We start from the raw sequence: 26,866 nt of genomic DNA on the forward strand, positions 1-26,866 counted from the left end.
TCTGCATTGATCCACTTAAAAAAGGACTTAAGGATATGGCTAAAAAGATATTTGTCTTTGTTGAAGATGAAGGCGGTGCATATCTGCCCATATTGTCGCCGGAACATATGGATGGAATCATGCCATGCTACAAATGCAAAAAACAAAAAAGGGTCGTCTTTAAGATGGCTGATCCCGATTATGTATTTGTCGGCGCATCATGGGACTATGAGTCCAATCTGGGAGGCAACTACTCTGGACATTATGCCAATGCCGTTGCCACTAAACCAAATGGCAAAAAGATCGTTATCGATTTTGGCACAGCGCCGACCGAGAATGTGGTTTTCAGTATTGTCGTTAATCGGGATCCAAATGCAGACCCAGACCCCGCCGACCCTCCTGAAATTAAAGCAGACTTTCCACAGGCGCCTTTTCACCCCGGCCATGGCGGCGGTCGACTGCGCTATTAAACACCAGCAAAATGAGCACACACCTTTTAAGCTTTCAGGAACTTTCAAGATCAAGGCACAAAAAAATTATGGCCCTATCAATTGAAAATTTATTGTGTGCTCAGAAGTTTGAACGCAACGCGTGTCCAGTACGATTCTAAGCACATCCCGCACTGCTGAAAAAAGCGGTGACCTGCTCAAGGCCTATGACATCCTCATGGACGGTTTGGCGGAAGACCCAGACAATCGGGTTTTCCGCTACCGTGCGGTGCTGGTTTTAGCACGGGCCGGAGCAACAGCGCGCGCGCTCCAAGAATATGAGCGGCTTGGGCTCAATCAAATTGCCGATGATGACCAAATCATCTCTCTCGGCGGACGGCTCTTAAAAGACCTCAGTCAGTCCTCTGCGGACCGGCACGCGCGGCAGCGCTACGCCCTACAGTCTCAAACCCGTTATGGTGAAGCTTACGCTTTGCACGGTGCGCCCTACCCAGGCATCAACACCGCGACCATGGCTTGTGCCGCTGGCGATAACGCCACAGCCACAACCATTGCCAAAGAAATTCTCGAAACACTGGTCCCGACAGATGAATCAACGGCCGAGGGTGCCTATTACGCCTATGCCACCAAAGCAGAAGCGTTGCTGTTGTTAGATGACATTGAAAAGTCTTCTACGGCGCTCGGAAAAGCGCTGGCCCAAGACCCAAAAAACTACACCGCGCACGCCACGACCCTGCGCCAGTTCGATCTGATTTGCACTGTCCAGAACAGATCACCCGATTGGCTAGCGCCTTACCGGCCTCCCATTGCCCTGCACTATTGTGGACACATGTTCGATGATGTCGCCCCTGACTCTGAAGTCGCTGCGCTCACCACAGCGCTCACCGGCGCGGTAACGGCCTTAAACCCCGGCGCAGGCTTCGGGGCCCTGGCGGCTGGGTGTGATATCCTGATGGCCGAGGCCCTGCTGACCCATGGCGCGGAATTGCACGTGGTATTGCCTCTGCTCGAAGAGGAATTCCTTGATCAATCCGTACGCCCCTTCGGTCCATCCTGGGAGCAGCGCTATCGGGCCTGCCGCGATCAGGCCACCTCGCTGCGCTTCGCCACTCTGGAATCAAATATTAAAGATGAGTCCGTCTTCGCGTTTTCCTCTGAATTCGCTATGGGGTTGGCCATTGCCCATGCCGGTCGCCTGACAACATCAGCCGCACAATTGGTTGCCTGGGATGGTGTCGAAACGCAGGGACGCGCTGGCACTGGAGCCGATGTTGTGCGTGGCCGGTCCTTTGGCCTGCCGCAAACCCTGATCGACTTCCCGGTCGCCCTGAGACGTAAGACGAGCGCCTCTAAGGCACACCCGGAAACAGCAGCGACGACCATCGCCATGCCGCGTCTCCTCAAAGCAATGCTGTTTGCCGATGTGCGCGGGTTCAGCAAAATCAAAGAGCAACACATCGGCCCCTTTGTGCACTCAATCCTCACGCCACTTGCGGCCGCGAACGAGGCTCTTCCGGTTCCGCCAGATTTAGTCAACACGTGGGGCGACGGTCTGCACTATGTTTATCCACAAGTTGAGGATGCCGCCGAAGCTGCACTTGCCCTATTGAACGCTTTTGAGGCAATCGACTTAGAAGCTGCTGGATTGCCAAGCCACCTGGCTTTGCGGATCGGCGGCCACTATGGGCCCGTCTCGCCCTATGCTGACCCTTTCCTGCATGCGGACAGTTTTTTTGGCACGCATATCACCATCGCGGCCCGCATCGAGCCTGTCGCCGTGCCCGGCACGATTTACATCAGCGAGCCCTTCGCAGCCTTGTTAGCCCTGCGTGCGAATGAGCGGTTTGCGTCAGACTATGTGGGACAGACTGAGCTTTCCAAAAAATTTGGCCGCATACCGCTCTTTAACGTAAGGCGACGTTAACATGAGACGGCGTTAATCCAACTCTTTCACCAAACGCACGCCCAACGTCGTCGCACGGTAATCCGGATATTCCCGGCTGCGGCCCGCCGGACGCATAAACCAGTTGCGGGCGTACCATCCGCCCCCACGCACAATCAGCCGGTCACAATTATTGGCGTCATACCGCGCTGAGCCATCGGTCGGCGCCCCCTCATAACCAACAATGAAGCAGTCCTCGACCCATTCCCAGATGTTGCCGACCATGTCGTGCAGGCCATAGGCATTGGGCGGAAACGCGCCCACGGGCGACGTGTACACAAAACCATCCCGGCAGTTGAAATAACGCGTCGGGTTTTCGACAAAACCGCCATGCACGTCCGCCCGGGTCAGGTCAGATGTGTTGGTAAAGCGGCACATATCCTCCATGGTATCGCCCCAGGTGTTCAGCGTGGCCGTGCCACCGCGCGCGGCATATTCCCATTCCGCTTCGGTGGGCAAGCGATAGCGATCGCCTGTCAGCTCGGATAGCCACGTGCTGTAGTCGCGCACATCCTGCAAGTCTAAACAGCCTGCGGGGTGATCTTCTCCCTGATAAAATCCCGCATTGTGCCAGGACGCGCCTTCAACCACACCCCAGGTGTTGGTGGATTCCGTCCAGGTCGTGCAACTCTGAGGGTCTGGGCGATGGGTCGCCTCCACAAACGCACGCCACTCGCCAATGGTGACCTCGTATTTCCCGATCGCAAACGGTTGAGACAGCGTCACCGTGCGCTGGGGCCATTCCCGCCCTGCATCCTGATGCCGCACCTTGGCCATGGTCGTCTCATCCGGGCTCGAGCCCATCACAAAAGACCCTGCGGGGAGCACCACCATCTCTGGGCAGTGCTCACAGTCTTTAAAATTCGTGCCGGGGTGCACGGCGTCTTCAGCTTTCACAGGGGCCACGACACCAGCAGCGAGCCCCAAAGCAAACCATGCACCAAGCGCAGAATGAGACAACTTTACAGCCATAAATTTTCTCCTCCCAATTTTAGGGCGACAGTGTAATGGGTCGCCAGTCCATAAACAAACCATGTCCTGTAAGCTCACTCGGCTGGCGGCTATATGTTCATTCTTCTATGCCTTGCATGCGACCGTGAATGTCCGTCCGGCGATTAAGCAATATGATAAGGCATAGGCGCTGCAGCCATTTCTGCGCTAGGCTCCAGAGCAATTATTCATCGGGGGATTTCCTATGACTCGTCTCATCATCGCTCTGTTGTTTTTGATGCCATCTCTGGCGTTCGCCCAATCCCTGGCTCCCGGTGCTGAATTTTCAGACTGCGCCACCTGTCCCCAAATGGTGGTTATTCCGCCTGGCACGTTCCAAATGGGCTCAGACGAAACCGACGTCATGCGCGGCGACATACCACGCACCCGCGGCCCCATTCGGACCGTCACCCTTGCCGAGCCCTTCGCCGCTGGCAAATACGAAGTCACCACCGCCGAATGGCGCGCCTTTGTCGACGCCACAGGGCACGAGGCTTCTGACTGCCGCGTCTGGGGTGGCGAACGCCGTCAGATGGGCTTCACCTGGGAAGACCCGGACTACGGCCGCCCGGTCGCCGACAACGACCCCGTAGTTTGTGTCTACTGGACCGAAGCCGTCGCTTATGTGAACTGGCTCAGTGCTGAAACCGGCGAGATGTATCGTCTGCTGTCCGAAGCCGAGTGGGAATACGTCGCCCGTGGTGGCGTCACCAGCACCTGGTTCTGGGGCGAAGACGAAAACCAAATCTGTGAGTACGGCAACGTGCTCGATCGAACCGCCGCCGCCGATCCCGCCCTCATTGCCGGCAGTGGCACCGACATGTCTATGGCCGCCACCTGCTCAGACGGCTACGCTTTGGTCGCCCCGGTCGGGCAATTCAAACCCAACGGATTTGGCCTCTACGATACCATCGGCAATGTCTGGGAATGGGTGCAGGATTGCTCGCTCGAAGATTACCCCGCAACGCCGGTTGATGGCAGTGCGGTTGAAGTCGATGGCCCCTGCGATAAGCGCGCGGTGCGCAGTGGCAGTTGGCGCAGCCGTGTCATCCGCCAGCACCCCAGCTTCCGTGGCCGTGACCCCGAGGCCACGTCCTACCACCTTTTCGGCTTTCGGGTAGCGCGGGAGTTGGAATAACGTCTGTTTCCTAGACAAAAGTTATTTTCTTATATGACTTCCGGTCCAATATCTTTCCGGATACTCCTACACAAGCGAACTATTGCTTCAATTGTTTCTTTGCTGTCATCGGCACAGTTTTTGATAGACGCATTATCCAGCGATAACTCAGACAAAAAATCAGCAATGAGAAGTGCGACTATTTCTATAGAATCAACAATCAATCTTTGTGTGAATCCGTTAACGCCCGGTACTGGATGCTCCAGTTGATTCCTTATACTGCTTAGGTCTGTGATTGTTTCTCTAACAGCCCGCATCTTTGCCTTCAAATCGCTATGATTTTTACCATCCTCTGCGAGAAAATCTTCAAGTAGAAGACTAAACACTTTTACACGGACGCCCTCGTGAACAATATGCGGGTCGGCCTCAACCCTTTTTCTCGATCTTTTATCGAGTACCGATGTATCAGATTCTGAATACGCAGAAATCATTAGAACTGTATGCAGAGCAAGATGTGCGGTAGACGCTGCATACAATAAACGCACTTTATTTGATTTTGACTCTTCAAGGTGCTTGCAGCATTGACGGATGTGGGCAATCGCTAGCTGCTCAATAGTGAATACGATCACACTAAAACGTCCTGATCATTCCCCAACCGCTTTTTGGTAAGGGGCGACGCTAATCTCATCCGCGCGGGATCGCATGGCATGACTGTCAAATAGCGCCTGCATACGCAGCATCGTCTCCATATTCAAGCCAAAGGCTTTTTCAAGCCGCAAGGCCATCTCAGGTGAAAGCGCGGCTTTCTCATTCACCAAATCAGAAACCGTTGCCCGACGCACACCTAAAACTTCTGCCGTTTTCGCGACTGACAAATTGAGTTCTTCCATGATCTCTGCCCGAATAAATTCGCCGGGATGACTGGGCCGCATACCTATGCTGCTGGGTGTTATAGTCATCAGTGATAATCCTCATAATCCAGATCGTGTATGTCTTGCTCGTTCAGTCGAAAGGTCAGACGCCAATTTCCTGACACTGAAATCGACCACGCACCGGCTCTGACTCCCTTGAGCTGATGGATGCGCCACCCCGGAGGACCGGCAACGGCTCCCATATCCGGGGCTGACAACAGCACGGATATTATATTGCGGAGCCTTGGAACATGATCGGACGGCAAACCACGTGCGTCATCCGTTTCAAGAAACCGCAGCAATGCCTTATGGCGAACCGACCGGATATTCATAGAATTAACTGTACGGCATAACCGTACGGATTTCAACTAGCACTCGCCTTTGTGAAGAGGATTTAATTCAGGAAACTACATCAGACTTATATCTAGCAAAGCGAGGGCTCTCACACACTTTCTCGTCAGTCACCACGCCCCCATGGACAATCTCCAAATTCCGACACACGTAGCATTTAGGTTACTTTCTTGATTCTAATGATACGTCAGCGACCAATCAGTCGTTTTCACCCAACATTCGTCTTTTGGAATATCATCGGAACGATGCAAACGTCTCACGTTTTTCCAGCCACCACCTTTAAAACCTGCCACCAAAGCCGCCTCAGACTCTGCATCGCGCAGACCCATGCATGGATAAATTTGGGTGGGAGACACCCATGTCGCAGAAAAATATTTTCCGTTTCTTTGAATTAAAAATATTGCGCCTTTTGTCATCGCGTGACCGTCATCGGTTGTGAAACTTACAGTCAACGGCAGCACAAGACGTCCACCATCTTTGAGTGCGTCCAGCCAGACATTTGCCGGTCGGGTCGCTCCAGCATTCACGAGAATAACATCTGCCGGGTCAAAAGCGATCAAAGATCCATCCCCCTGCATCACATCTACATAGCAATAACCTGCAAGATTATTTTTCGCACGGCTTGCTAAATCTTTCTCAAACTCAACGGCGCAGACATGCCCAGTATTGCCCACCACTTCAGCCATGATTGCCGTATAATAGCCGACACCTGCTCCAACGTGGACAACCCTGTCACCAGGATTCAGCCGTCCTAACGAAATGAGAAAACAGAGGAAAGAAGGTTGCCCATTGTTTAAGCCTTTATCCGAGTTTAATGCGCACAGCTTATCTTGATACAGATAAACAGGATCATCTGAAGGCGTTTCATAATAGCCATCAGGAAATCTAAAAAGTTTCCATGGACCTGGCCCAACAAAATCTTCCCGACGGAGCGTGGCGAATGCTTGCTCAAGACTTCTATCGCTGACACCAGCTTCAGCTAGAATCTGTTTGGCATAAGCCCTGCGGACCGGATCAAGCTTTGAGTCGTTCATTCACCCTCACTGCCTCAATCTATTAGCTATAAGAAAATTAGCGCCCCCTCTTCTTCACCAACGGCAACATCCGGTGCAGCACATTGTCTTTGACAACAAAGTGGTGATACAGCGCCGCCAGCACGTGCAGGCCCAAAACAAAGCCGCCCACATACCAACAGTAAATGTGGATGTCGCGGTACAGGCGGAAGGTATTAAACGGCGGATCGAGCGACCGTAGAAAATCCAGTCCAACCATTTCCAGGCCGAAGAAGTTAATCGGCACGGGAAACTGTTCGCTGCCGATCAAACTTGAGCCCGCCCAGCCCGACAGCGGAAATACAATCATCAAAGCATACAGCGTAATGTGAGTCAGATGCGCCAGTGCTGTTTGATACGCCGGTGCGGGTGGCGCATCGGGGCTGATGTGCGATAACCGCCACGACATACGCACGGCGGCCACAAACAGAATCACAAAGCCCATGCTGTGATGGATTTGTTCCAGCCACAGCAACAGCCAGTCATCGCCAGTGATGCGCGCCTGCGGTGCCGCGCGAGACAACCAGAACCCAATCGGCACCTGCACCGCCACCAGGGCGGCGAACATCCAGTGCAGGGTGATGGAGACTGTGCCCCAACGCTCAGACGTATTCTGTCGCAATTTTGGACTGCCCGTATTCGAGACGTTAACCGCCCGCCTGTTCTTTGTAATAGGCGTTCATGGCCTGGAACTGCGCCAGGGTCGCGGCATCATGCTCGCCGCCACTGGCCAAGCGGTTCACAAAAATACCGAAAATACGTTGACCGTCTTTATCGTAGAACGCCACTTGGCGGCTGACGCCACCTTCGCGGGACGGCTCTTCGATGATGTAAATTGCTTCCATATTCTTGGGCTGAAAATGTCCGCTCAGGCCCTCCATGCTGTTCAGATTATAAAACCCTTGCGAATATTCTCCCATGGGAATTTTGGAGTGCACTTCAATCACCGTTCCAGCAACAATGGTAATGAACAGCGGGTTCTCCCACTCGGTTAATTTTCCCCAGACTTCGTCAAACTTATCCGCATCAATCGGCACCCGGTAGTTGGCCAGCAAGGCCGCCGTTACTTCGTCTTCTGAAGCGCCTGTGGCCTCAGACAACCACTCAACTGAATGACCGCTGTGTTTTTTAATCGCCTCTTCCAGGCTCATGCCTTGAGCATTGGCAGTGAACGGCAGGACCAGAAAAACCAACATTGAGAAGGATGCAAAGGAAATGGACGTAAAGGAAATAGATACAACGGGTTTCCGCATGGTTCGTCTCCAATGTTAGGGAAGTTGCATCACATTTAATGCCCCTTGAAATATTAAGGCTTAGTTTAGTGTAGTGAAAGGGCTTTTAAAAGCACTTCAGGCCCCAAACTCACTTCGGGCGGACCGGCACGCCCGACCCGACATCAATCCAGCGGACAAGTTCTAGGCCCCCAATCTGCGCGGTTTCTTCACCGTATCCATAGGCTTTGTCGATCTGATTTAACCACACAATGCATTGCGCATCTGGCGTATTCCGCCTTAGGGGAAATCCTAAACTGCGCGACCGCATCAGAGCCCCACTGGCCGAAACAACCTGACCTTTCATTTCAACGCCACAAGGTTGCGCGATCATCTTAAACACCAGGTCAGACAATATTTGGCCATCTGACGCTGACATAAAATCGAGAATGTTTTCACCGGTCGGGTCCGTGCCGAAATTCTCAGCCAGAGCGGTTCCAATCAGACGGCTTCTGATGTCGCTGGGCGAGATCGCATCGACAATGTTCACGTGTGGCTGCAGGCTCGAAATTGGGCGGTTCAAAAATGTCGACAGTCGTGGAACACCCTTGTCTACCTGCATCAGCCGCCAATGATCTTCAAAAGTTTTGAACATATCGCGCGGCGCAACCACTTCAACTTGCTCATCGAAGGGCTTGGGCGCCATTTCTATAGCCGGAACCCCTGCCCCAATATCAATCCAACTGCTCTCCGTATACCCGGTGAGTTGATAGACATAATCATCATCATCGAGTTCAGAAATGCAGCGATGAAAACCAACAATGCACGGGGGACTGCTGGTGCCCGATTGCAACGGCAGAGAAATGGACTCGATATCAATCGTTTTCCCTTTTGCGGTTGAGGCCGTCTTCATGTTGTAGGTGCCGCAGGGGTGCGCCAGCAGAACCTTAGAAAGTTCCAGAAAGCTGCTTGTGCTGCGCGGAATGGTAAACGCCTGCAACACATCGTTGCCGGTCTGATCAGAGCGAAACAGATCAACCAGGGCCGTGCCGAACAATCGGATCGGCATACGCGACGTTCCAACAATGTCGGTCAGCATCACGTTGGGCTGAAACTCTGGGGCCGGGTTCTCCAGAAAGGCTTGTATGCTTGGCAACAGGCCCCCGTCGCGCAGAGACTCCCAATGTTTCAGAAAGGCGCGACAGCGTTCAGAGGTGACTTTGGACATGAGTTACCGAAACCGGAAGAGAAGAAAAACGGCGAAAGTTCTGCGGATCATAGTCCCTCCCGGCCAGCCAGTATTGAAGGACTTAAAGGACTATAATTTCCATCTTAGGTGGTAATACCTAAGAGTGCAAAAGCTCCATATAAGACGAAAATAATAACAATTTATTTTGTATTTGTCAATCTAGACATAAGTCTAACTCTTATGAACAGGGGCTTTAAGAGGTTTTAGGCCCAGAAGACCTTGCATGCATGGGCTCGTTCCAAGGGGGGGCGTCGAGGCGGTTCCATGGGCTCGTTCCTCCGATCATACGTGCATGGCCTCGAATGATTGGAACCAGTCGTGCATGGGCTCGTTCCACGGACGAGCCCACAAACAATAGTTCTCGAATCAAGGTGAGAGCCCACCAACGTAAATCTCGAACCGAAATACACTCTGACCAAAAAGCGAGTCTGGGGATCTTGACGCCCCCGTCTTTCTCTAGCCAACATCCTTAGATCACCTGGAGATACTTATGTTCCGATCACTTCTGGCCCTGTGCCTTTTTACAACGCTTTCCGGTGGGGCGTTTGATGCTGTTCACGCTCAATCTGTGCCTGGGACGGTATTTCGTGACTGTGCCAACTGTCCCGAGATGATCGTTATCCCGCCCGGCAGTTACACTAAAGGCTCGCCTCCCGGCCAGGCGGTCAGCATCGGCACACCCGAGCGCGATGCCCGCAACGAAACACCTCAAAAAGAAGTGACGGTAACCAATGCCTTCGCGGTCTCAATTCATGAAGTCAGCCGCGCGCAGTTCGCAGCTTTCGTTGCGGATGCCGGTTATGATCCAGACTGGGAATGCATCACCTGGAACTTCGAAGACAACGTCTGGGGGGCGCGAGACACCATTTGGTCCTGGGATAATCCCGGTTTTGAACAAGGCTTTGATCATCCCGTTGTGTGTGTCAGTTTCACCGATGCCAGTGCCTATGTTGACTGGCTTTCACAGCAAACCGGACAGTCCTATCGCCTGCTAACCGATATCGAATGGGAACTGATCGCCCGTGACTCCACTCAAAGCATGCGCCCCTGGCCCAACGGTGAAGATGTCAGCGCGGCCTGCGCCTATGCCAACGTCACCGATTTAGACGCCGCAGACATTTTGAAAATTGATGCCGGCGATCCGGAAAACTATGTCTTTCCTTGCCGCGATGGTTTTGCCCTGACAGCACCCGTCGGCAGCTTTCCGGCCAACGGGTATGGTGTCCACGACATCATTGGCAACGCTTGGGAATGGGTCGAGGGCTGCATGTACACGGTTCCAGAGGATGGCAGTGAAGCTTTTGAAAACTGTGATGAACGACTCATCCGGGGGGGAGCCTGGCAAGCCAAATCCTGGTATGTTCGGCCGGCCAAAAGGGATTGGGCCCCCTTCTGGCTGCGCAGCGCCAGAGTGGGTCTGCGCATCGCCCGAGACCTCTCGCCGCTTTAACAGTTTTGTTGCACTGCCTGTTTAATGTTTTTTGTGCACTGCCTGTTTAATGTTTTTTGTGCACTGCACAGTCATTCATTGACTTTCATGCGGAAACCACTCATATAACGGCCATCCTTCCAGTCGGCTTGTTTTTGCCAGCGTTGGTCCCACACTTGGTTGACCCGCACTATCACCACAATCCGATAGAAGATGACGCTGTTTTTATGGCGCTCACCTTGATGCCCGGCTTCGCCGGTGTGTTCGCGTGTGCGCGCGATTCAAATCAGGTCACCTATCACTTCATGGTCTGTCCGGCGGAAGGCGGTACGGGCCAAAACACATAGAAAGTTATTGTTTTGACATCACCTATTAAATCGTTTTCCGATCTTCCGTTAGTTGAGCCGTTACAACGCGCCATCGCGGCGGACGGCTACACAACTCCAACCCCTATTCAGGCTCAAGCCATCCCAATGCTGCTGCAAGGCCGCGATCTGATTGGCTGCGCCCAAACCGGCACTGGCAAAACCGCAGCCTTTGCGCTGCCGCTGCTCCAGCGTCTGTATGACAACCCCACCGCCGTTTCATCAAAATGCGCGCGCATTCTGGTGCTCAGCCCCACCCGGGAACTGGCGACCCAAATTCATGAGTCCTTTGGCTCCTATGGCCGTTTTCTGAACCTGCGCCGCACCACAATCTTTGGCGGTGTTAGTTCTCAAGGCCAGATCAAAGCCATGGCACGCGGTGTTGATGTGCTTGTCGCCACCCCTGGCCGTTTACTCGACCTGATGAACCAGGGCCGCGTCTGCCTCGATGAAGTCGAAGCCTTCGTGCTTGATGAAGCCGACCGCATGCTCGATATGGGCTTTATCCCAGACATTCGTAAAATTGCGGCCAAAGTGCCGGAAATCCGCCAAACGCTGATGTTCTCCGCGACCATGGAACCGCGCATTGCCAAGCTGGCCAAATCGTTATTGCGTAATCCAGCCCGTGTCGATGTCGCCCCTGAGTCCACGACAGCGGAAACCGTTGAGCAAAAAATCATGTTCGTCGACCGGGCCAACAAAGTTGGCACGCTGCTCGAGCTGCTCGACAACGGCATCTACAAAGCCATGGTATTTACCCGTACGAAACACGGTGCCAACCGGCTTGATGCACAGCTTCACAAAAGTGGCGTTAAAGCCATGGCCATCCACGGCAACAAATCCATGAATGCCCGTAAGAAAGCACTGGAAGCGTTCCAGAAGGGTCATTTGCAAGTGCTCGTGGCAACAGACGTTGCCGCACGTGGTCTCGATATCGACGATGTGACTCATGTCATCAACTACGACATGCCGGACCAACCTGATGCCTATGTGCACCGCATTGGCCGCACCGGCCGCGCCGGGGCTGATGGTATCGCCATCTCCCTTGTTGATGGCAGTGAACGGCATTTGCTGCGCGCGATTGAGCGCACCATTAACCAGAAACTTTCGAGCGAAGTTGCACCTACTCCGAAGCAACGGCCCAAGCCACAGCATATTGCGCCCCGTGACGTGAGCCCGGAAGACGACATCGTTCAGAACCAAAGATCAAACAGTCAAAGAGACGGAAAACCGTTTCACGCCAAGAAAAAGCCCCATCGTGGGCCTAAGGGACCGAATGGTCGTCGCCCCGATGAGCAAAAATCCGGTGACCGGAAGCCTTATGGCGATAAAAAGCCATGGCATGCCGCTGGTAAGGGAGATGGCAAAAGTGATGGTTTCAATAAGGGAAAAAGTGACGGCGCTGATCAACAAAAGCGTCACCGCAAACGCCGTAGAAAACCGACAACTCAGCCAGACCTGCGTAGGGCTGCAGCCTAACCAATACCTCGCGTGAGCAACCAAGCGGACCCTGAAAAGGGTCCGCTTTTGCACGTTTGAATTAGTCTTCTAAGTCGAGATCAAGGTCTAGGTCGAGATCGACTGGCCGACCCAGCGCATAGTTGAAGTCTTCAGCTTCAAGTTTGATTTCATCGTCAAAATCAAAGCTATCCAAGGTGGCGTCAATATCGACGTATGCCCGTCCCGGGCCATCTTCGCTGTTGAAACGATCCAACATGACTTTAGCTCCCAAAAGAAAACGATACCTCACGTTCAGGAGCCTGCGTGGCGAAAGTAAACAGTCCGTTAACTCCGCCTATAATTTTATTTCAAAATTGAATTGTCTGACCTCACCTAACGGTCGAAAGCTTCGGGCGGTCCTTCCAAGCGGGCTATAAAGTCCTTCGCGACCGCAGGGTGATTTACCTTCAAGAGCGACAATATACGCGGGTGAATATCGTCGACATCAAAGCACTTCGCCCCACTGATCCGGGTGATCAATGTGCCTTCCCGGTCCCCCATGTTCATCCACGGATGCCAGCTTTGAACGATGTGAACCGTAATTGTGGCCGGCGCACTCACCACGTCAGGATTTAAAACGTCCGAGACCTTGCCGTGATAAGTAGAAAGATCATTTGCTCTAAACTGTTGCTGCCCCGGACGATCCACAAGCACATGTGAATCGGATAAGAGCCAGACATCGTCGCCCGCAACCTCTGCAGGCCCTAAAGCTCCTCTTCTTAGAATTTCCGCCCCGGGTAGAGCAGACTGACTGACAGCACCTTCATCGGTAAACCGGCGGGTCAGAGGCCCCATAATCACCGGCTCTTCCTCATAAACCTCACCGTTGTAGGGGTTACGCCAAGTCGTTAAAGGCTCATCCGTTTCAACATCAGTCTTATAAACAACCTCCATAGACTTAGCATCAAAACTGCCGTCTTGATTATGTTTCACAGACTTGAAGAGAATGACATTCAGAGTCCACAGTGGCGTTAACTCACCGTTGATCGAGCCATACTTATTGCCGCGGATCCACCAAATCAGGGGGCGGTCGTCCATCGCATAAATGAGCTTTTTCTGCAGTAACCCAAGATGAGACCGATCCGCTGGGTTTAACTTTATTGGTAGCACTTCAGAAGCTCTGGACGGGCGAACAAGTGAAGCGGATAGCGTCGTTGCTGCTAATCCGCCAAGTAACGTGCGTCTCTTCATCATCGCTCTCCCAACTGATTACGTTTGGTGCTGCTCAACTGCCCCACAGATCGTAACCTTCAAGGGCTTGGCCTTTGGACGGTGGATTAAGAATACCGTCATCGACCTTCTTTTTGATAACCTCAATCAGCGCATCCTGAATGCGTTGTTTCGAGTCCATGGGTTTGTCGGCCCACAAATTGACCGGATAAAACGCCGCCTCATTAAACACAGGCGCATACGCTTCCGCTCTGAGACGCGCGAGGCGGTTCACGCCGAACGGACCTGTCGGCGTACAGCGTGCCCGGCGCAAAGCATCCATATCAATCACCGCCGAGGCATTAATGCTTTCGCCCGCGACACCGCTTTCGACCATCAACTGGCCTTGGAAATCGATAATTTTTGAATTACCGGCGTGGGTATCATTTGGGGGAGAGCCAATAATCTTACCCGCATTTGCGGATACAAAATAAACCATGTTCTCGGCCGCCCTCACTCGTTTGGAGGACTCCCAGGCCATTTTATCGGAGCATCCATGATCAGAGGTCGGATGCAAAATCACTTCAGCCCCACGCAGCATGAGGCAGCGCGCTGTTTCAGGCCACAGAATTTCCCCACAGGGCATCATCGCAATATTGCCGATTTCGGTCTTGGCGACAGGCCATAAGCCTTCAATCCCGTGTTTATCGAGATATTCGTCGAGTACATCGTGGGGCGATGCGGCTTGGGCCGTTGAGACGCGTCTATACTTGAGGATCACCTCACCCGATGGATCAATCAGGAAGGAACAGTTGAAATAGCGGCCTGGCCACTCTGGCGGTGCTTCATACGCATTGGCGCCGAGGTAGATTCCGAATTTCTGGGCAATTTTTTGCAGGCGTTCCACCGGGGCACAGCCTGGGATTTGGAAGCAGGCTTTTTCAATCCATTCATCTGCCGTTTCGCCCAAAGGAAACCCTTGCAAATTAAACTCAGGGAAAACGACCAGGTTTTTCATGCCACCACCACGTCCCGCGGCCCACATGATTAGCTCTTCCCAACGATCAATGCTCTTATTCACAATCGCCATCGCGTCTTCACGGGTTTTAGCCGCGTTAACGATCACGTTATTTGTCTGCATAGCAGTCGCTTTCCAAAGCAGAGCCATCGGGGGTATCCTTCCTCTTCTCAAAACAGATTGATCATTGCACTATAAGGGTGGGAGGAGGACTGAGCCATGACCTGTTGGACTCGTACGATCACAGCTTGGACGTTTGCAGCGTCTGTGTTGTTATATTCACCGGCCTCTATCGCCGTTGCTCAACAACCATCAGACCCTCTGGCCACACCAGATTGGGGTGATTACCCTCTTCTGATGAGCCAGTTTGGCGAACTATGCACCATGTGCGAAGCCTATGTTCGTTGCACTCCGAATGCAGACCAAGAAATCAGCTCGAAGCTCTACTATTTCAAAAACAAGACCTTCTGGGGACAGATCGCGACCATCTGGTTCTATTTTGCAAAATGGTTTGCGCCGATTACAAACGAAGGCAGGCCCGCAGCCATTTACACCTTTAATCCTGATGGTTCCGCAGAGAGCATGATGCCAGCAGAGGCTTACCTGGATGTCGCAGAGGCCAAGATAGAAATTGGTGGCACTTGGATTGACCGCGATACAAACACCTGGTTCGCTCTGGACAATACGACACTGGGGCAATGTGTTCGCCTCGGCATTCCCGAATCCATGAAAGCAATCGAAGATGCCGCCCCTTGGCAAATAAAAGCAAATATGGGGGATGCAACCCAATGACAGATGAAGTGATTAAAACCCAGAATGAGTTTTCTTGGTCGAGGTCCTGGATCAAACAAAACCCTCTAAGGTTTACCGGGATTATCTTGAACATTCTTTTCCGTTTTCTATTCGGCCTCTTCTTCCTGCTCGCAGGTGTAAATAAAATCATCAAGGGCTGGCTCACCACAGATCTTCTTGAAGCTGTTTTTTTACAACGACTGACAGAATTAAACCCCTCCTCTTTTGCATATAGCTACTTAACCGAATTCGCCCTGCCGCTTTATCCGTTGATATCTTGGATTGTCACGGTGGGTGAAGTTATCGTCGGCCTTGGCTTAATTCTTGGCATCGCAACTCGCCTCTCAAGTATCGGTGGATTTTTCATTCTGTTTAATCTCGCCATTGGTGGTTATTACGATGCATCGCTTCTGCCATTCTTCATTCTCAATATTATTTTCATCATCTACCCTTCAGGACACTGGCTTGGGTTCGATGGCATGCTGAAGCGCCGCTATTCAAAGCATGGTTGGGCACTCAGCTAGGGAGTAACTCTTAGGTGCTGATAAACTGGCTGCACAGCCTTTCAGGACTTGGCGGCCTGATCGCGCTCGCCTGGCTATTCAGTGAAGACCGCAAGGGCGTCGCCTGGAAATGGGTCTTCACAGCCCTCGCCATACAAATCGGGCTCGCTCTGATCATTCTCAACGTCCCGATCATATGGTCTGTGCTTGGCTTTCTCAGCAAAGGAGTCGCAGCCCTGGAACAGGCCGCACGAGATGGCTCTGCCTTCGTGTTTGGCTACGTTGGTGGTGGCCCCGCGCCTTTCCCGCTCCCGGGAGATGGCACCTCTGTTGTGGTCGCCTTTCAAATCCTTCCCATCGTGATCGTGACTTCAGCTTTGGCCGCCTTGCTCTGGCATTGGAAGGTGTTGCCCACCCTCATTCTCTGGTTGTCTGCGGCACTGCGCAAAAGCCTTGGCATCAGCGGTGGGGCAGGCTTAGGCGCAGCCTCAAACTTATTTTTTGGCGTAGTCGAAGCGCCGCTTTTCATCCGGGGCGTTTTGAAATCCTTGAGCCGCGCGGATTTGTTCATGGTCATGACCGCGGGATTAGCCACAGTCTCAGGCGTCGTGTTAGTCCTTTACGCAACAATCTTGGAGCCAATTGTACCAGGTGCCACGAGCCATATTATCACCGCCTCTGTGATCTCGCTCCCCGCCGCGCTACTGATCGCACGTGTGATGGTTCCAAGTGTTGCGTCTACTGAGACTCTAAATGATGACATGTCAACGCTGTCCTATGACAGCAGTATGGATGCGATTGTTCAGGGTACAATGGACGGTCTAAAACTGTTTCTGGCCATTATCGCCATTCTCATTGTGGTGTTTGCTTTTGTTTCTCTAGCCAATCAGATGTTAGGCATTTTTCCAGATGTTCGGGGCACAACGCTGACGGTTGATCGCATCTTTGGTTGGGTCTTTTCCCCCCTTGTTATCCTGTTCGGCATTCCGCCAAGCGAAGCACTCGTCGCAGGGCAGTTGATGGGCACCAAAGCTGTTCTCAATGAGTTTGTCGCTTACCAGGCCCTCGCAGGTTTAGAGCCCGAACTCCTTTCGACCCGCTCAACGTTGATCATGACTTACGCGCTGTGCGGATTTGCCAACCTCGCCAGCGTTGGGATGCTGGTTTCCGTCATTGCCACACTCGCACCGGATCGCAAAAGCGATGCATTGGGCTTAGGCATGAAAGCTTGGCTTGCTGGCAACCTAGCAACGGGTATGACAGGCGCGGTCATTGGTCTTGTCGGGTAACTGAGCTAAAGCTTGTTAGGAAACCGAATTAAAGTTGTCTGATCAATTTTGATTAGGCCAATCTTACGCGTCTTTCCAATGCTTGCGAATGTCATAGCGTATGAGTGCGTTATCGACGGATTTAGACGTGATGCCACGCCAAAACCCTAGAGCTTCCCATTTTTCAAAGGGCCCAAAAACTTCTAAGTCTTGACCAAGTGCCAGATCCTCAAACTTTGTGTCGGCATATTCTCCACCCACAACCCAATAGACCTTGCCATTGATTTCATCCTCGGCTTTAAGGACATACCGGACCATCGCATTGTCGATCGTCTTGCCCGTAATAGAGCGCCAAAACTCCTTAGCCTGCCGCTCTGGAAATGGGCCATGGACTTCTGGCTCTCCGCCGCCGACAATCTGTTCAAAGGACGTATCGGCATACTCCCCGCCAACCACATAAAAATTCTGATCTGACATTCCTAATCCTTCACAATGCGCCCGTACATACTAACACCCGAGTCCTCGACTGTTGAGTACTATTGAAGACTCTGGACAGACGTCCCGGACCCCGCTATCCCCCACAGCATGATAGAAAATCCAAAACCGATTCATATTGTTGGCGGCGGTCTCGCAGGCTCTGAAGCCGCTTGGCAGATTGCTCAAGCCGGCATTCCGGTTGTCCTGCACGAAATGCGGCCTGTACGCATGACCGATGCCCATTCCTCAGATCGCCTGGCAGAATTGGTCTGCTCTAATTCATTTCGATCAGACGACTCTGACTTCAACGCGGTGGGGCTGCTCCACCACGAACTGCGGGCACTCGAGTCCTTGATTTTGAAGTGCGGAGATACCCATAAAGTCCCGGCAGGCTCTGCCCTTGCGGTTGATCGTGACGGCTTTTCTGAGGCCGTGCACCGGGCAATTGAGAATAGCCCCCTGATCACCATCGCCAGAGAAGAGATTGCTGGCCTCCCGCCTGAAGACTGGGACAGTGTTATTATCGCCACCGGCCCCCTCACCTCACCAGCCTTAAGTGAGGCGATCTGTGGTCTGACCGGGGAAGACTCTCTCGCCTTTTTCGATGCTATCGCACCCATCGTCACCAAGGATAGCATCGACTTTGAGAAAGCTTGGTTTCAATCCCGCTACGATAAAGGCGAAGGCTCTGATTACATCAACTGTCCGATGGATCAGGCGCAATACAACACTTTCCTCGACGCTCTGATCGAAGGTGAAAAGACCGAATTTAAAGAATGGGAAAAAGACACACCCTACTTTGAAGGTTGCCTGCCCATTGAGGTAATGGCGGAGCGCGGCCGTGAAACACTGCGTTATGGCCCGATGAAGCCAGTGGGCCTGACCAATCCTCACCAACCCGATGTAAAAGCCTGGGCCGTCGTTCAGCTGCGTCAGGATAATGCCCTCGGCACGCTCTATAACATGGTCGGCTTCCAGACGAAGTTGAAGTATGGCGCGCAGAAAGAGGTTTTCCAGTCTATCCCCGGGCTAGAGAAAGCTGAGTTTGTCCGCCTGGGTGGCATCCACCGCAACACCTTCCTCAATGCACCGCGCCTGTTGGACGATACCTTTCGTCTCAAGGCCATGCCCCGTATTCGTTTCGCCGGCCAAATTACCGGGTGCGAAGGGTATATCGAGAGTGCGGCGGTCGGTCTTTTGGTCGGACGCTTTGCCGCCGCCGAACGGTTAGGGCAAACCTTTACCCCTCCGCCCCTGACAACCGCGCTTGGGGCTCTAAAAGGGCATATCACAGGCGGCGCTTTGGAAGAGACGTATCAACCCATGAACATCAATTTTGGTTTGTTCCCCGATCTGGAAGGAACCGAAGGACTAAAAGAAAACGGACGCAAACTTAAAGGGCGGGATCGTAAGGGTGCTTATGCCGCCCGAGGGAAAAGAGATCTGCAATCCTGGTTGAATATTCCAGCAGAAGCTGCCGAATAACGCTCAGTAAGTTTTCCGCCACGCATTCCACCACAGCCTTGCGACCGGCGCCTTTTGTAATGCCACGCGAGGATCGGCAATCTTGTATTCCGCGTCTTTCAAGGTCTTCAGATAAGCCGTTGAAATCGTCGCGGGTAATAAAACCGGTAGACCGCGCAAATCAATCGCCCGGCTTTTCTCACGCGCGATCTGCAGGTGATGATGGGCCAGTGCGCAAATATCACGTATGATACCCTGGGCCGGGCCAAAGGTCTTCGGGTCTTGCAGGTCCTGGATGGCCAAACCATGCGCTGTTAAGGCTTCTCCTGGTAAAAAGGTCCGTCCCGCCGCCGCATAAAAATGAACGGCGCGCGCTATGCCCGTTAGCGCCCAGGCAATACCAACATTTTCTGCCGCAAAGTGGGTTTTTTCATCCTTCACGTCCAGCGCTTCCAGCGCCAAGTGGGACAGAGTTGCAGACGTTCCCCGGCAATACTCCACCAGATCATCGAGGGTGCCGGGCGGCTCATCCGCCATATCCTGTTCCCGGGCTGCCAATAAATCATGAAAGTAAGTGGCAGAGAGCTTCATCCCCTCAACTAAGTCCGCCAAGGATTCCGCGACAGGGTGCCCCTTTGGCGGTCCTTTTCCCTCTGAAATGGCCGTCAAGGTGTCCCGCCACCACTGCAGACGCATCTGGCCGATCATGGGCTCGGTCACGGTTTCGCGGATGCGCGCTATCTCCACATTAAAGGCATAGAGCGTCATTAAGCGCTCCCGCACAGTGATCGGGGCAAATAAGGCCGTCAGGAATCTATCGCGGTTATGGCGCTCTACAAGTTGCGCACAGTAAGAAAGTGTCTTGGTCGCTGGCATCGATCTCTATTCCCTGCTCATATCCTCGCCTACACTACAGGCTCACCTTCGTCTACAACGCATCCATGGCCCAAACTAAAACACGACAGACAGAGAACTTCCCGGTCGGCAGCCTGCTCATCCCCAAGGACCTGAGAACAGACGTGCACGCCTATTATCGTTTCGCTCGCCGGGCGGATGATATTGCTGACTCCCCGACCATTGAGGCCGCAGAAAAAATGGCCCGTTTGACCGCAATGGAACAGGTGTTTCGAAGCAAAGCCAATCCAGTAACAGCTCCCAGCCCTGATCAACAAGAGGATTTGAACAGCGCAAATCATCTAAAAGATCACATAGAAAACCGTGGCCTGGACTGCAACCTGGCGACTGATTTGTTAGAGGCATTCAAACACGATGCGCTAAATAAGCCCTGCCGTACCTGGGGTGACTTGCTAAACTATTGCCGCTTTTCTGCTTGCCCTGTCGGTCGGTTCCTCATCGCGTTACATGGCGAAGAGATCGATACAGCCAGCAGTGATGCACTTTGCAGCGCCCTGCAAATCACCAATCATATCCAAGATGCAAAGCAAGATTGGACCAGTCTCAGGCGCCTTTATCTTCCGAACGATTGGATGACCACAGACGGCACCTCAGCAAATGATCTAGAAAAGCCGTCCATAACTGCTGGACTGCGGACCACACTGGACCGCATGCTCGATCACACCGACATTCTGCTCGAACGCGCTCTGGAACTACCTATCGCTCTGCGCCATCGAGGACTGGCAGCCGAAGCCGCCATCTGTATTAAACTTGCGCGCCAACTGTCGTATCGCCTTCGGCATAACGACCCCATCGCCGCCAAAGTGTCCCTCACCAAGGGAGACTGGATGCTGGCTGGTGGCGCTGGCGTAAAAAGGTTTCTGCGACTGTGAACTTAGACTTGGCCCATGCAGAAATTGCCAAACGCGTCCGCACGGCCAGAAGTTCGTTCTATTGGCCCATGCTCCTGCAGTCTAAATCTCGTCGCCAAGCGTTATTCGCACTTTATGCCTATAGCAAAGCGCTGGATGACATTGCCGATGGATGTTTAAGTAAGACTGCTAAACTTTCTGCCCTGGATGAGTGGCGGATGGTTGTCGAGAAAAGCTTCAGCAAAGACCAAGACGAATTGCCCAAGAAGGACCCACTGGTCCTTGGATTAATGGACGTAATCCAGCGCTGCCATCTCTCCAAGGATTCTCTTATTGCGTTAATCGATGGGATGGAAGCCGATGCAAACGGACCTATAGTCGCGCCAACATGGGCAGAACTGACGGCCTATGCAGATCAAGTCGCAACGGCGGTCGGGGTCCTTTGCTTACAGATTTGGGGTTGGCGTGGACCAGAGTCTGCCGCCTTCGCCCATGCCACAGGACAAGCCCTGCAATTAACAAATATTCTAAGGGATTTGGAAGAAGATGCGGAAAATGGACGCCTTTACGTTCCCAATGAGGCTTTAGTCGCTGCAGGTATCACTGAGCGAAAGCCTATGGACGTCATCCGGCATCCCAGTTTTCCAAAGGCTTGCAGTCTTATTGCTGCGCGCATTCAAAATCACTTCGCCACAGCAAAGAAACTTTGGTCTCACAATCCGCCAAAGTCAGCGCGCCCAGCATGGATTATGCTTCGATCCTATGAAGCCCTGTTCGATAAAATTCTTCGATATGGCCTAGGAAGACAGGGGGCGCGCATTCGACTTACGCGCATACAAAAAGTCACAACACTCTGCCGTGCATACCTGAGTGCGCGATGACGGGCACAACGCATATTGTTGGCGCTGGACTTGCCGGGTTGGCGGCGGCGGTCTCGCTGGCAAAGGCCGGCAAAAAAGTCGTCGTCTATGAAGCGACGAAGCACGCCGGCGGACGGTGCCGGTCTTTCTTTGACGCATCCCTTGATCAGACAATCGACAACGGCAGCCACGCCGTGCTCGGCGGAAATCCGAATGTGTTTAAATATCTTGACCTTATTGGTGCGGAAGATGAATTGGTGCCTGTCCATACGTCAGGCCATATTCCATTTGTTGACCTAACAACTAATGATCGGTGGACACTTCAGCCAGGCGCAAATCGCTTGCCCAATTGGATTTTTAGTCCGTCACGCAGAGCGCGTGACACCTCAGCCTGGGACTACCTGCGCGGCCTTATTTTAATATTTGCAGGACCGGCAAAAAGCGTTGCTGACTGCCTGCCTCAGACTGGAAATGGATGGCGTAACTTTTGGGAGCCCTTGTCGACCGCAGTTATGAATGCGCCGTCTTCATCGGCATCCGCCCATCTCCTCGGTCGTTCGCTAAGTAATATACTTTTGTCGCCAACTGGAGGATTGCGCACCTATATCCCGAGATCGACCTTAGGCCAGACCTTCGTCAGCCCCGCCCTAACGCGTCTCGAAAAGTTGGGAATGGCAGTCTTGTTCGGGTCCCCCCTACTCAGAGTGAGAGGCGGGACTCGGGCAGAACACCTTGAATTTCGCGGATTAGCAGTCAGTCTGAAACCCGAAGACACAGTCATCCTTGCCATCACACCCTGGTCACCCGCCGTTCAGTGCTTTCTGCCACAACGTTTTTCACCTTCACCGTCTCCCATCGTGAACGCCCATTTTCACTTTGATACAGGGGAAAAAGCTACAAGTATGACCGGAGTCATCCGGGGATGTGCACAATGGGTTTTCACTCGGCCAAATTTGGTAAGCGTCACGGTGAGTGGCGATACCGCACTCGCCGCTCAATCACAGGAAGACATTGCTGAGACCCTATGGGCGGACGCACAAAAGTCCTTAAACATCGCAAATGAACCTCTCCCCCTGGGGCGCATCATTATCGAACGGCGCGCAACACCAATTCAGGATGCCGCCTTCGTCAAACATCGGCCAAGCGCAGAAACCAGTCTTAAAAACGTCTTTCTCGCTGGAGACTGGGTCAATACCGGACTGCCGTGCACGTTAGAGAGTGCAATTAAGAGTGGATTTAGGGCCGCGGAGCTAGCCGCTAAGGGCCACTAAACCCTTGATTCGCTTTCGGTCTTCGTTGCGGAGATGGCAAAAATCAGTAAGATAAGGTTGGACGACAAATCTGTAGGACGGTTGCGTCCGTCTATCACAACATAAGGGGAGACAGATGGCTTCTATTCTTCAATCATTGCCCAAGACAATTATTGCCGGTTTCATACTGACAATCCTGGTCTTTCTACTCAACGGATACACCACGCCAGATATTATCTTCTGGCAATTCCTTTTCCGCTGGCTCCACGTTTTGAGTGGCATCATGTGGATCGGCTTACTTTGGTATTTTAACTTCGTACAAATTCCGAATATGCCGAACATTCCAGATGAGCAAAAACCAGCCATTGGCAAGGTTATTGCACCAGCTGCCCTATTCTGGTTCCGCTGGGGTGCAATGGCCACCATCATTACCGGCCTCATCCTGGCCATGATCAGTGGCTACCTCATTGACGCGATTATGGTAAGTGGTGAGTCAACAATCATCGGAATTGGCATGTGGCTTGGAGCCATCATGTGGTTCAACGTTTGGTTTGTAATTTGGCCAAACCAAAAGAAAGCTCTTGGGATGGTTGAAGTTGATGCAGAAACCAAAGCAAAGGCCGCACGGACGGCAATGCTGTTCTCACGCACCAACACATTGCTTTCAATCCCAATGTTGTTCTGCATGGTTGCCGCACAGAACTTCGTGTTCTAGCAACACTTAGATATTATGAGGAAAGGGACCGGCTTGCCGGTCCCTTTTTTTATCTCGCATACGGGCCTGATGTGGGCGGAATCAAAGCCGCCATAACCGCTCGTCCTTCGGCCAGTAGAACATTAAAGGTGCGGCAAGCGGCCCCCGTATCCATAGGTTCAATACCGATCCCTAGCCGACGAACAGCTTCCCGGATATCCGCTGGCACCATAGCCATACGGTCTCCACAGCCCAGCAAACAGAGATCAATCTGACCAGAATGAGCCATGATCGGCTCAAAGTCACCGAGAGTCAGGGCATCGAATGAGGTGACAGGCCAGCTTAGAGATTCTTGTGAGAACACCAAGACAGCGCCAGGAAACACAACACCAGAAACGGTAAAACCATCAGCGCTGTACTTCTGAATATGCTGACGGTCCGTCGGCTCCATGCGTGTTAGGTCCATGACAGCGCTCAGTTTTAAAACTGCATAAAGAGGTTAGGCTCGTTCGCTTTCTGGCACCTGGGACAGATTGCGGTCTGTACTGCCATCGAGGTCTTCATGTCGCAGATCAAAGTAGATCAGCACAGGCATGGCCACATAAATCGATGAATAGGTTCCGATAATAACGCCCCACATCAAAGCCGTACTGAATCCCCGCAGAACCTCGCCACCGAATATGGAGAGCGCCGTTACAGCCAAGAGGGTCGTGAAACTTGTCATCAAGGTACGTGACAACACTTTATTGAGCGCCAAATTCACCAAATCCGGTAAGGCTAACTTCTTATACTTCCTCAGCTTTTCTCGCACACGGTCATAAGCCACCACAGTATCATTGATGGAATACCCAGCTATGGTCAGCACCGCTGCCACAGTGGTCAGATTAAAGTCCAACTGAAAGATCGAAAACAAGCCAAGCGTAGCAATAACATCATGGGTCAAAGCCAATGTGGCACCCACAGCGAACTGCCACTCAAATCGCAACCAGATATAAACGCAGATCGCGAGCAGCGCTAAGCCAACAGCTAACGCACCATCAACCACCAGTTCTTGACCGACTTTCGGTCCAACCAGTTCTGTGCGTCGATACTCATATCCGTCGCCTAATGTTTCCTGAACCAAGGCAAGAGCAGCCGTCTGAGCATCCTCTTCGCCATCTTGACGCTGAATACGGATCAACAGGTCACGTCCCTCATCCCCGAATGTGGTTATAGACACATCACCAAGTCCCAGCCCGCCAACCTGGTTGCGCACAGTGCTCACTTCAACAGGCTGCTCAGCTCGAACTTCCATCAAGATACCGCCAGCAAAATCGATGCCGAAATTCAGTTTCTGAGTCGCCAAGGAACCTAGCGAGGCAACAATCAGGAGTGCTGAAAACACGATTGCAATCGAACGCTTGCCAATGAAGTCGAAGCCAAATTCCTGCGGCATAGACAAAATTAACGGCTTGAACGGGCCCGTTTTTGCATGCTCACCGGGAGACATTGGTAAGGTGGTTGGTTTCTTGCGTCTCACCCACAATACGATGATAAGCCTTGAAACCATTGTCGCCGTAAACAACGTTGACAAAATGCCCAGACCAAGCGTTACAGCAAAGCCCTTCACCGGACCACTGCCGAACCAAAACAGCAACATCGCCGCGATCAGTGTTGTTAAGTTTGAGTCGATAATGGTCTTGAAAGCTTGTTTAAAACCAGAATCTAGAGCGTTGAACAGTGTGCGTCCGGTCTTAATCTCCTCGCGCATCCGTTCATAGATCAACACATTGGCATCGACCGCCATACCAACGGTCAAAACGATTCCTGCGATGCCTGGCAAGGTCAGTGTCGCTCCAATCGCACTCAGCGCCCCCAAGATAAGCAGGAGGTTCGCCCCCAGTGCAATGACCGAAAATGCGCCGAACATGCCGTAGACCATCACCATGAAGATGGCGACCAGGATAAGCCCTAGTACACTTGCAAATTCACCAGCCTCGATAGAGTCAGCGCCAAGTCCTGGCCCAATAGTGCGCTCTTCCAGAATGGTAAGCGGTGCAGGTAAAGCACCAGCGCGCAGCAGCAACGCTAAGTCTTGCGCGCCTTGAACGGTAAAGCCCCCCTCAATAATGCCGCTCCCACCCGGAATCGCACTTCGAATGTTTGGCGCGCTGATCACTTCGTCATCAAGCAGAATTGCTAGGTTTTGCCCTACATTCTGTGATGTGATGGCCCCAAAGCGTCGCCCACCCTGGGTGTTGAATCTAAATGAAACAACGGGTTGTCCTTCTTGGAAACTAGGTTGGGAATCAACCAGCATCTCTCCTGGGACCGACACCCGGCGCTGAACCACATAAACACCGCCAGACCCTGCAGCGTCAGGGACAGCCATAGCACCTGCCGGAATATCAGTGGCTGATGGGACCGGGCCGGAATATCCAGGTGCCATGAGATGGAAATTTAACTTGGCTGTCCGACCAATGATGTCTTTGACCCGCTCAGGATTATCAATACCCGGCAGTTCAATAATAATGCGGTCCTGACCCTGACGTTGAATGCTTGCTTCCGATGTTCCAAATTCATCAACCCGCCGACGCACAATCTCGATGGATTGCGTCACAGCCGCCAATTGGCGGTCCAACAGCACTTGGTCGGACAAGGTGATGCGAAGACGCCCGCCTTCTTGGTTTTCGAACTCGACATCCTCAGAACCTGCCGCAATGGCCCGTCGCGCATCGGCTATGCGGCTAGGGTCTGGCAAGGCGACGGTCACGGCGTCTTCCCTAACCGCCAGATTACGATACCCAATCTTGGCGTCTCTCAGAGCTTGCCGCGTGGCTTCTTGTAGGTCGGTAAACTGCTCTTCACGGACCGCGTTGATATCAACTTCCATCAACAGGTATGACCCGCCACGTAGATCAAGACCTAAGTTGACCGGTTGCCACCAGCTCGGCAGGTCTTCTTTCAGATCACCCTGCAGCACGTTGGGTACTGCAAAGAAGGCACCCAAGAGCACCACAAAAATGACGGTTATGATTTTTCCGCGGCCAAAATCCAGCATGCGAGTTCTTCAAGAGGGGCAGCGTTTAAATTGCCACCAT

The 26,866-nt window shown here is 52.7% G+C and carries 29 protein-coding genes; 14 read left to right on the top strand and 15 right to left on the bottom strand.

All coding sequences use genetic code 11. From position 1 onward, the window contains the following. Positions 1-35 precede the first annotated feature (35 nt). Both RIC29_16485 and RIC29_16490 read left to right on the top strand, forming a co-directional pair. Positions 36-449, top strand: a complete 414-nt coding sequence (locus tag RIC29_16485) for a hypothetical protein (GenBank protein MEQ8736523.1) — start codon at positions 36-38, stop codon at positions 447-449. 121 nt (positions 450-570) lie between these two features. Then, the gene (locus RIC29_16490; GenBank protein MEQ8736524.1) at positions 571-2,352 is read left to right on the top strand and encodes a TRAFs-binding domain-containing protein; all 1,782 of its coding nucleotides are present in this window, start codon (positions 571-573) and stop codon (positions 2,350-2,352) included. A 12-nt stretch (positions 2,353-2,364) separates the two neighbouring features. Here the strand turns inward: RIC29_16490 and RIC29_16495 are convergent, their stop codons facing one another. After that, positions 2,365-3,342, bottom strand: coding sequence for a formylglycine-generating enzyme family protein (locus RIC29_16495; GenBank protein ID MEQ8736525.1), 978 nt, complete (start codon positions 3,340-3,342; stop codon positions 2,365-2,367). Between the two features lie 223 nt (positions 3,343-3,565). Here RIC29_16495 and RIC29_16500 point away from each other — a divergent pair, with 223 nt between their 5' ends. Then, positions 3,566-4,498: a formylglycine-generating enzyme family protein gene (locus RIC29_16500; protein MEQ8736526.1), complete on the top strand. Its 933-nt coding sequence runs from the start codon at positions 3,566-3,568 to the stop codon at positions 4,496-4,498. Positions 4,499-4,527: 29 nt separating this feature from the next. Here the strand turns inward: RIC29_16500 and RIC29_16505 are convergent, their stop codons facing one another. From RIC29_16505 to RIC29_16535, 7 genes are all read right to left on the bottom strand, one after another. Next, on the bottom strand, positions 4,528-5,106 hold the full coding sequence (locus RIC29_16505; GenBank protein MEQ8736527.1) for a hypothetical protein: 579 nt from the start codon (positions 5,104-5,106) through the stop codon (positions 4,528-4,530). 15 nt (positions 5,107-5,121) lie between these two features. Beyond that, on the bottom strand, positions 5,122-5,436 hold the full coding sequence (locus RIC29_16510) for a HigA family addiction module antitoxin (protein MEQ8736528.1): 315 nt from the start codon (positions 5,434-5,436) through the stop codon (positions 5,122-5,124). Continuing rightward, positions 5,436-5,720: a type II toxin-antitoxin system RelE/ParE family toxin gene (locus RIC29_16515; protein MEQ8736529.1), complete on the bottom strand. Its 285-nt coding sequence runs from the start codon at positions 5,718-5,720 to the stop codon at positions 5,436-5,438. The genes RIC29_16510 and RIC29_16515 overlap by 1 nt, the downstream gene beginning before the upstream one ends. 195 nt (positions 5,721-5,915) lie before the next feature. Continuing rightward, positions 5,916-6,773, bottom strand: coding sequence for a hypothetical protein (locus RIC29_16520; protein ID MEQ8736530.1), 858 nt, complete (start codon positions 6,771-6,773; stop codon positions 5,916-5,918). A gap of 37 nt (positions 6,774-6,810) precedes the next feature. Further along, positions 6,811-7,413: a cytochrome b gene (locus RIC29_16525; GenBank protein MEQ8736531.1), complete on the bottom strand. Its 603-nt coding sequence runs from the start codon at positions 7,411-7,413 to the stop codon at positions 6,811-6,813. Between the two features lie 25 nt (positions 7,414-7,438). Then, positions 7,439-8,044, bottom strand: a complete 606-nt coding sequence (locus tag RIC29_16530) for a ChuX/HutX family heme-like substrate-binding protein (protein ID MEQ8736532.1) — start codon at positions 8,042-8,044, stop codon at positions 7,439-7,441. 109 nt (positions 8,045-8,153) lie between these two features. Continuing rightward, the gene (locus tag RIC29_16535; GenBank protein ID MEQ8736533.1) at positions 8,154-9,230 is read right to left on the bottom strand and encodes a PAS domain-containing protein; all 1,077 of its coding nucleotides are present in this window, start codon (positions 9,228-9,230) and stop codon (positions 8,154-8,156) included. Positions 9,231-9,741: 511 nt separating this feature from the next. Here RIC29_16535 and RIC29_16540 point away from each other — a divergent pair. The 3 genes from RIC29_16540 (at position 9,742) to RIC29_16550 (ending at position 12,524) form a co-directional block, all read left to right on the top strand. Beyond that, entirely contained in the window at positions 9,742-10,701 is a 960-nt protein-coding gene (locus RIC29_16540; GenBank protein MEQ8736534.1) for an SUMF1/EgtB/PvdO family nonheme iron enzyme, read from the top strand. A gap of 155 nt (positions 10,702-10,856) precedes the next feature. Beyond that, a complete protein-coding gene (locus RIC29_16545) occupies positions 10,857-11,027 on the top strand; it encodes a hypothetical protein (GenBank protein MEQ8736535.1) in 171 nt (56 codons plus the stop codon). 12 nt (positions 11,028-11,039) lie between these two features. Then, entirely contained in the window at positions 11,040-12,524 is a 1,485-nt protein-coding gene (locus RIC29_16550) for a DEAD/DEAH box helicase (protein MEQ8736536.1), read from the top strand. 61 nt (positions 12,525-12,585) lie between these two features. On the opposite strand, the gene RIC29_16555 is transcribed toward RIC29_16550, so the two are convergent. From RIC29_16555 to RIC29_16565, 3 genes are all read right to left on the bottom strand, one after another. Continuing rightward, positions 12,586-12,762 carry a hypothetical protein gene (locus tag RIC29_16555; GenBank protein MEQ8736537.1) on the bottom strand — a complete coding sequence of 59 codons (177 nt, stop codon included), beginning with the start codon at positions 12,760-12,762 and terminating at the stop codon, positions 12,586-12,588. Positions 12,763-12,878: 116 nt separating this feature from the next. Beyond that, positions 12,879-13,739: a DUF1838 family protein gene (locus tag RIC29_16560; protein ID MEQ8736538.1), complete on the bottom strand. Its 861-nt coding sequence runs from the start codon at positions 13,737-13,739 to the stop codon at positions 12,879-12,881. Positions 13,740-13,770: 31 nt separating this feature from the next. Beyond that, positions 13,771-14,862: a nitrilase-related carbon-nitrogen hydrolase gene (locus RIC29_16565; GenBank protein ID MEQ8736539.1), complete on the bottom strand. Its 1,092-nt coding sequence runs from the start codon at positions 14,860-14,862 to the stop codon at positions 13,771-13,773. A 69-nt stretch (positions 14,863-14,931) separates the two neighbouring features. Between RIC29_16565 and RIC29_16570 the strand changes: the two genes are divergently transcribed. From RIC29_16570 to RIC29_16580, 3 genes are read left to right on the top strand one after another with little or no spacing between them, the layout of a single operon-like run. Beyond that, positions 14,932-15,504: a hypothetical protein gene (locus RIC29_16570; GenBank protein ID MEQ8736540.1), complete on the top strand. Its 573-nt coding sequence runs from the start codon at positions 14,932-14,934 to the stop codon at positions 15,502-15,504. Continuing rightward, positions 15,501-16,028 carry a DoxX family protein gene (locus tag RIC29_16575; GenBank protein ID MEQ8736541.1) on the top strand — a complete coding sequence of 176 codons (528 nt, stop codon included), beginning with the start codon at positions 15,501-15,503 and terminating at the stop codon, positions 16,026-16,028. The genes RIC29_16570 and RIC29_16575 overlap by 4 nt, the downstream gene beginning before the upstream one ends. A 14-nt stretch (positions 16,029-16,042) precedes the next feature. Continuing rightward, on the top strand, positions 16,043-17,296 hold the full coding sequence (locus tag RIC29_16580) for a nucleoside transporter C-terminal domain-containing protein (protein ID MEQ8736542.1): 1,254 nt from the start codon (positions 16,043-16,045) through the stop codon (positions 17,294-17,296). A gap of 63 nt (positions 17,297-17,359) precedes the next feature. Here the strand turns inward: RIC29_16580 and RIC29_16585 are convergent, their stop codons facing one another. Beyond that, on the bottom strand, positions 17,360-17,752 hold the full coding sequence (locus tag RIC29_16585) for a DUF4170 domain-containing protein (GenBank protein ID MEQ8736543.1): 393 nt from the start codon (positions 17,750-17,752) through the stop codon (positions 17,360-17,362). Between the two features lie 108 nt (positions 17,753-17,860). On the opposite strand from RIC29_16585, the gene trmFO reads away from it, so the two are divergent. After that, a complete protein-coding gene (gene trmFO, locus RIC29_16590) occupies positions 17,861-19,237 on the top strand; it encodes a methylenetetrahydrofolate--tRNA-(uracil(54)-C(5))-methyltransferase (FADH(2)-oxidizing) TrmFO (GenBank protein MEQ8736544.1) in 1,377 nt (458 codons plus the stop codon). A gap of 3 nt (positions 19,238-19,240) precedes the next feature. Here trmFO and RIC29_16595 read toward each other — a convergent pair whose 3' ends face one another. After that, positions 19,241-20,092 carry a phytoene/squalene synthase family protein gene (locus tag RIC29_16595; protein MEQ8736545.1) on the bottom strand — a complete coding sequence of 284 codons (852 nt, stop codon included), beginning with the start codon at positions 20,090-20,092 and terminating at the stop codon, positions 19,241-19,243. A 65-nt stretch (positions 20,093-20,157) separates the two neighbouring features. Between RIC29_16595 and RIC29_16600 the strand changes: the two genes are divergently transcribed. From RIC29_16600 to RIC29_16615, 4 genes are all read left to right on the top strand, one after another. After that, positions 20,158-21,003, top strand: coding sequence for a squalene/phytoene synthase family protein (locus tag RIC29_16600; GenBank protein MEQ8736546.1), 846 nt, complete (start codon positions 20,158-20,160; stop codon positions 21,001-21,003). Next, positions 21,000-21,863, top strand: a complete 864-nt coding sequence (locus RIC29_16605; protein MEQ8736547.1) for a squalene/phytoene synthase family protein — start codon at positions 21,000-21,002, stop codon at positions 21,861-21,863. The genes RIC29_16600 and RIC29_16605 overlap by 4 nt, the downstream gene beginning before the upstream one ends. Continuing rightward, positions 21,860-23,113, top strand: a complete 1,254-nt coding sequence (gene hpnE / locus RIC29_16610) for a hydroxysqualene dehydroxylase HpnE (protein ID MEQ8736548.1) — start codon at positions 21,860-21,862, stop codon at positions 23,111-23,113. The genes RIC29_16605 and hpnE overlap by 4 nt, the downstream gene beginning before the upstream one ends. A gap of 115 nt (positions 23,114-23,228) precedes the next feature. Further along, entirely contained in the window at positions 23,229-23,807 is a 579-nt protein-coding gene (locus tag RIC29_16615; protein MEQ8736549.1) for a urate hydroxylase PuuD, read from the top strand. A gap of 49 nt (positions 23,808-23,856) precedes the next feature. On the opposite strand, the gene RIC29_16620 is transcribed toward RIC29_16615, so the two are convergent. Both RIC29_16620 and secD read right to left on the bottom strand, forming a co-directional pair. Further along, a complete protein-coding gene (locus tag RIC29_16620) occupies positions 23,857-24,252 on the bottom strand; it encodes an Mth938-like domain-containing protein (GenBank protein ID MEQ8736550.1) in 396 nt (131 codons plus the stop codon). Between the two features lie 33 nt (positions 24,253-24,285). Continuing rightward, on the bottom strand, positions 24,286-26,826 hold the full coding sequence (secD, locus tag RIC29_16625; protein MEQ8736551.1) for a protein translocase subunit SecD: 2,541 nt from the start codon (positions 26,824-26,826) through the stop codon (positions 24,286-24,288). Between the last annotated feature and the right edge of the window lie 40 nt (positions 26,827-26,866).

It is taken from the genome of Rhodospirillaceae bacterium (assembly GCA_040219235.1).
In the GTDB taxonomy this organism is placed as follows: Bacteria; Pseudomonadota; Alphaproteobacteria; order Rhodospirillales; family Rhodospirillaceae; genus WLXB01.

What these genes read in the sequence shown, in the direction of transcription:
- RIC29_16510 (MEQ8736528.1), bottom strand. Translation starts at nt 5,436, where the DNA reads ATGACTATAACACCCAGCAGCATAGGTATGCGGCCCAGTCATCCCGGC.
- RIC29_16570 (MEQ8736540.1), top strand. Translation starts at nt 14,932, where the DNA reads ATGACCTGTTGGACTCGTACGATCACAGCTTGGACGTTTGCAGCGTCT.
- secD (MEQ8736551.1), bottom strand. Translation starts at nt 26,826, where the DNA reads ATGCTGGATTTTGGCCGCGGAAAAATCATAACCGTCATTTTTGTGGTG.
- RIC29_16520 (MEQ8736530.1), bottom strand. Translation starts at nt 6,773, where the DNA reads ATGAACGACTCAAAGCTTGATCCGGTCCGCAGGGCTTATGCCAAACAG.
- trmFO (MEQ8736544.1), top strand. Translation starts at nt 17,861, where the DNA reads ATGATAGAAAATCCAAAACCGATTCATATTGTTGGCGGCGGTCTCGCA.
- RIC29_16600 (MEQ8736546.1), top strand. Translation starts at nt 20,158, where the DNA reads ATGGCCCAAACTAAAACACGACAGACAGAGAACTTCCCGGTCGGCAGC.
- RIC29_16560 (MEQ8736538.1), bottom strand. Translation starts at nt 13,739, where the DNA reads ATGATGAAGAGACGCACGTTACTTGGCGGATTAGCAGCAACGACGCTA.
- RIC29_16575 (MEQ8736541.1), top strand. Translation starts at nt 15,501, where the DNA reads ATGACAGATGAAGTGATTAAAACCCAGAATGAGTTTTCTTGGTCGAGG.
- RIC29_16515 (MEQ8736529.1), bottom strand. Translation starts at nt 5,720, where the DNA reads ATGAATATCCGGTCGGTTCGCCATAAGGCATTGCTGCGGTTTCTTGAA.
- RIC29_16495 (MEQ8736525.1), bottom strand. Translation starts at nt 3,342, where the DNA reads ATGGCTGTAAAGTTGTCTCATTCTGCGCTTGGTGCATGGTTTGCTTTG.
- RIC29_16500 (MEQ8736526.1), top strand. Translation starts at nt 3,566, where the DNA reads ATGACTCGTCTCATCATCGCTCTGTTGTTTTTGATGCCATCTCTGGCG.
- RIC29_16485 (MEQ8736523.1), top strand. Translation starts at nt 36, where the DNA reads ATGGCTAAAAAGATATTTGTCTTTGTTGAAGATGAAGGCGGTGCATAT.
- RIC29_16535 (MEQ8736533.1), bottom strand. Translation starts at nt 9,230, where the DNA reads ATGTCCAAAGTCACCTCTGAACGCTGTCGCGCCTTTCTGAAACATTGG.
- RIC29_16530 (MEQ8736532.1), bottom strand. Translation starts at nt 8,044, where the DNA reads ATGCGGAAACCCGTTGTATCTATTTCCTTTACGTCCATTTCCTTTGCA.
- hpnE (MEQ8736548.1), top strand. Translation starts at nt 21,860, where the DNA reads ATGACGGGCACAACGCATATTGTTGGCGCTGGACTTGCCGGGTTGGCG.
- RIC29_16620 (MEQ8736550.1), bottom strand. Translation starts at nt 24,252, where the DNA reads ATGGACCTAACACGCATGGAGCCGACGGACCGTCAGCATATTCAGAAG.
- RIC29_16595 (MEQ8736545.1), bottom strand. Translation starts at nt 20,092, where the DNA reads ATGCCAGCGACCAAGACACTTTCTTACTGTGCGCAACTTGTAGAGCGC.
- RIC29_16615 (MEQ8736549.1), top strand. Translation starts at nt 23,229, where the DNA reads ATGGCTTCTATTCTTCAATCATTGCCCAAGACAATTATTGCCGGTTTC.
- RIC29_16585 (MEQ8736543.1), bottom strand. Translation starts at nt 17,752, where the DNA reads ATGTCAGATCAGAATTTTTATGTGGTTGGCGGGGAGTATGCCGATACG.
- RIC29_16565 (MEQ8736539.1), bottom strand. Translation starts at nt 14,862, where the DNA reads ATGGCTCTGCTTTGGAAAGCGACTGCTATGCAGACAAATAACGTGATC.
- RIC29_16540 (MEQ8736534.1), top strand. Translation starts at nt 9,742, where the DNA reads ATGTTCCGATCACTTCTGGCCCTGTGCCTTTTTACAACGCTTTCCGGT.
- RIC29_16555 (MEQ8736537.1), bottom strand. Translation starts at nt 12,762, where the DNA reads ATGTTGGATCGTTTCAACAGCGAAGATGGCCCGGGACGGGCATACGTC.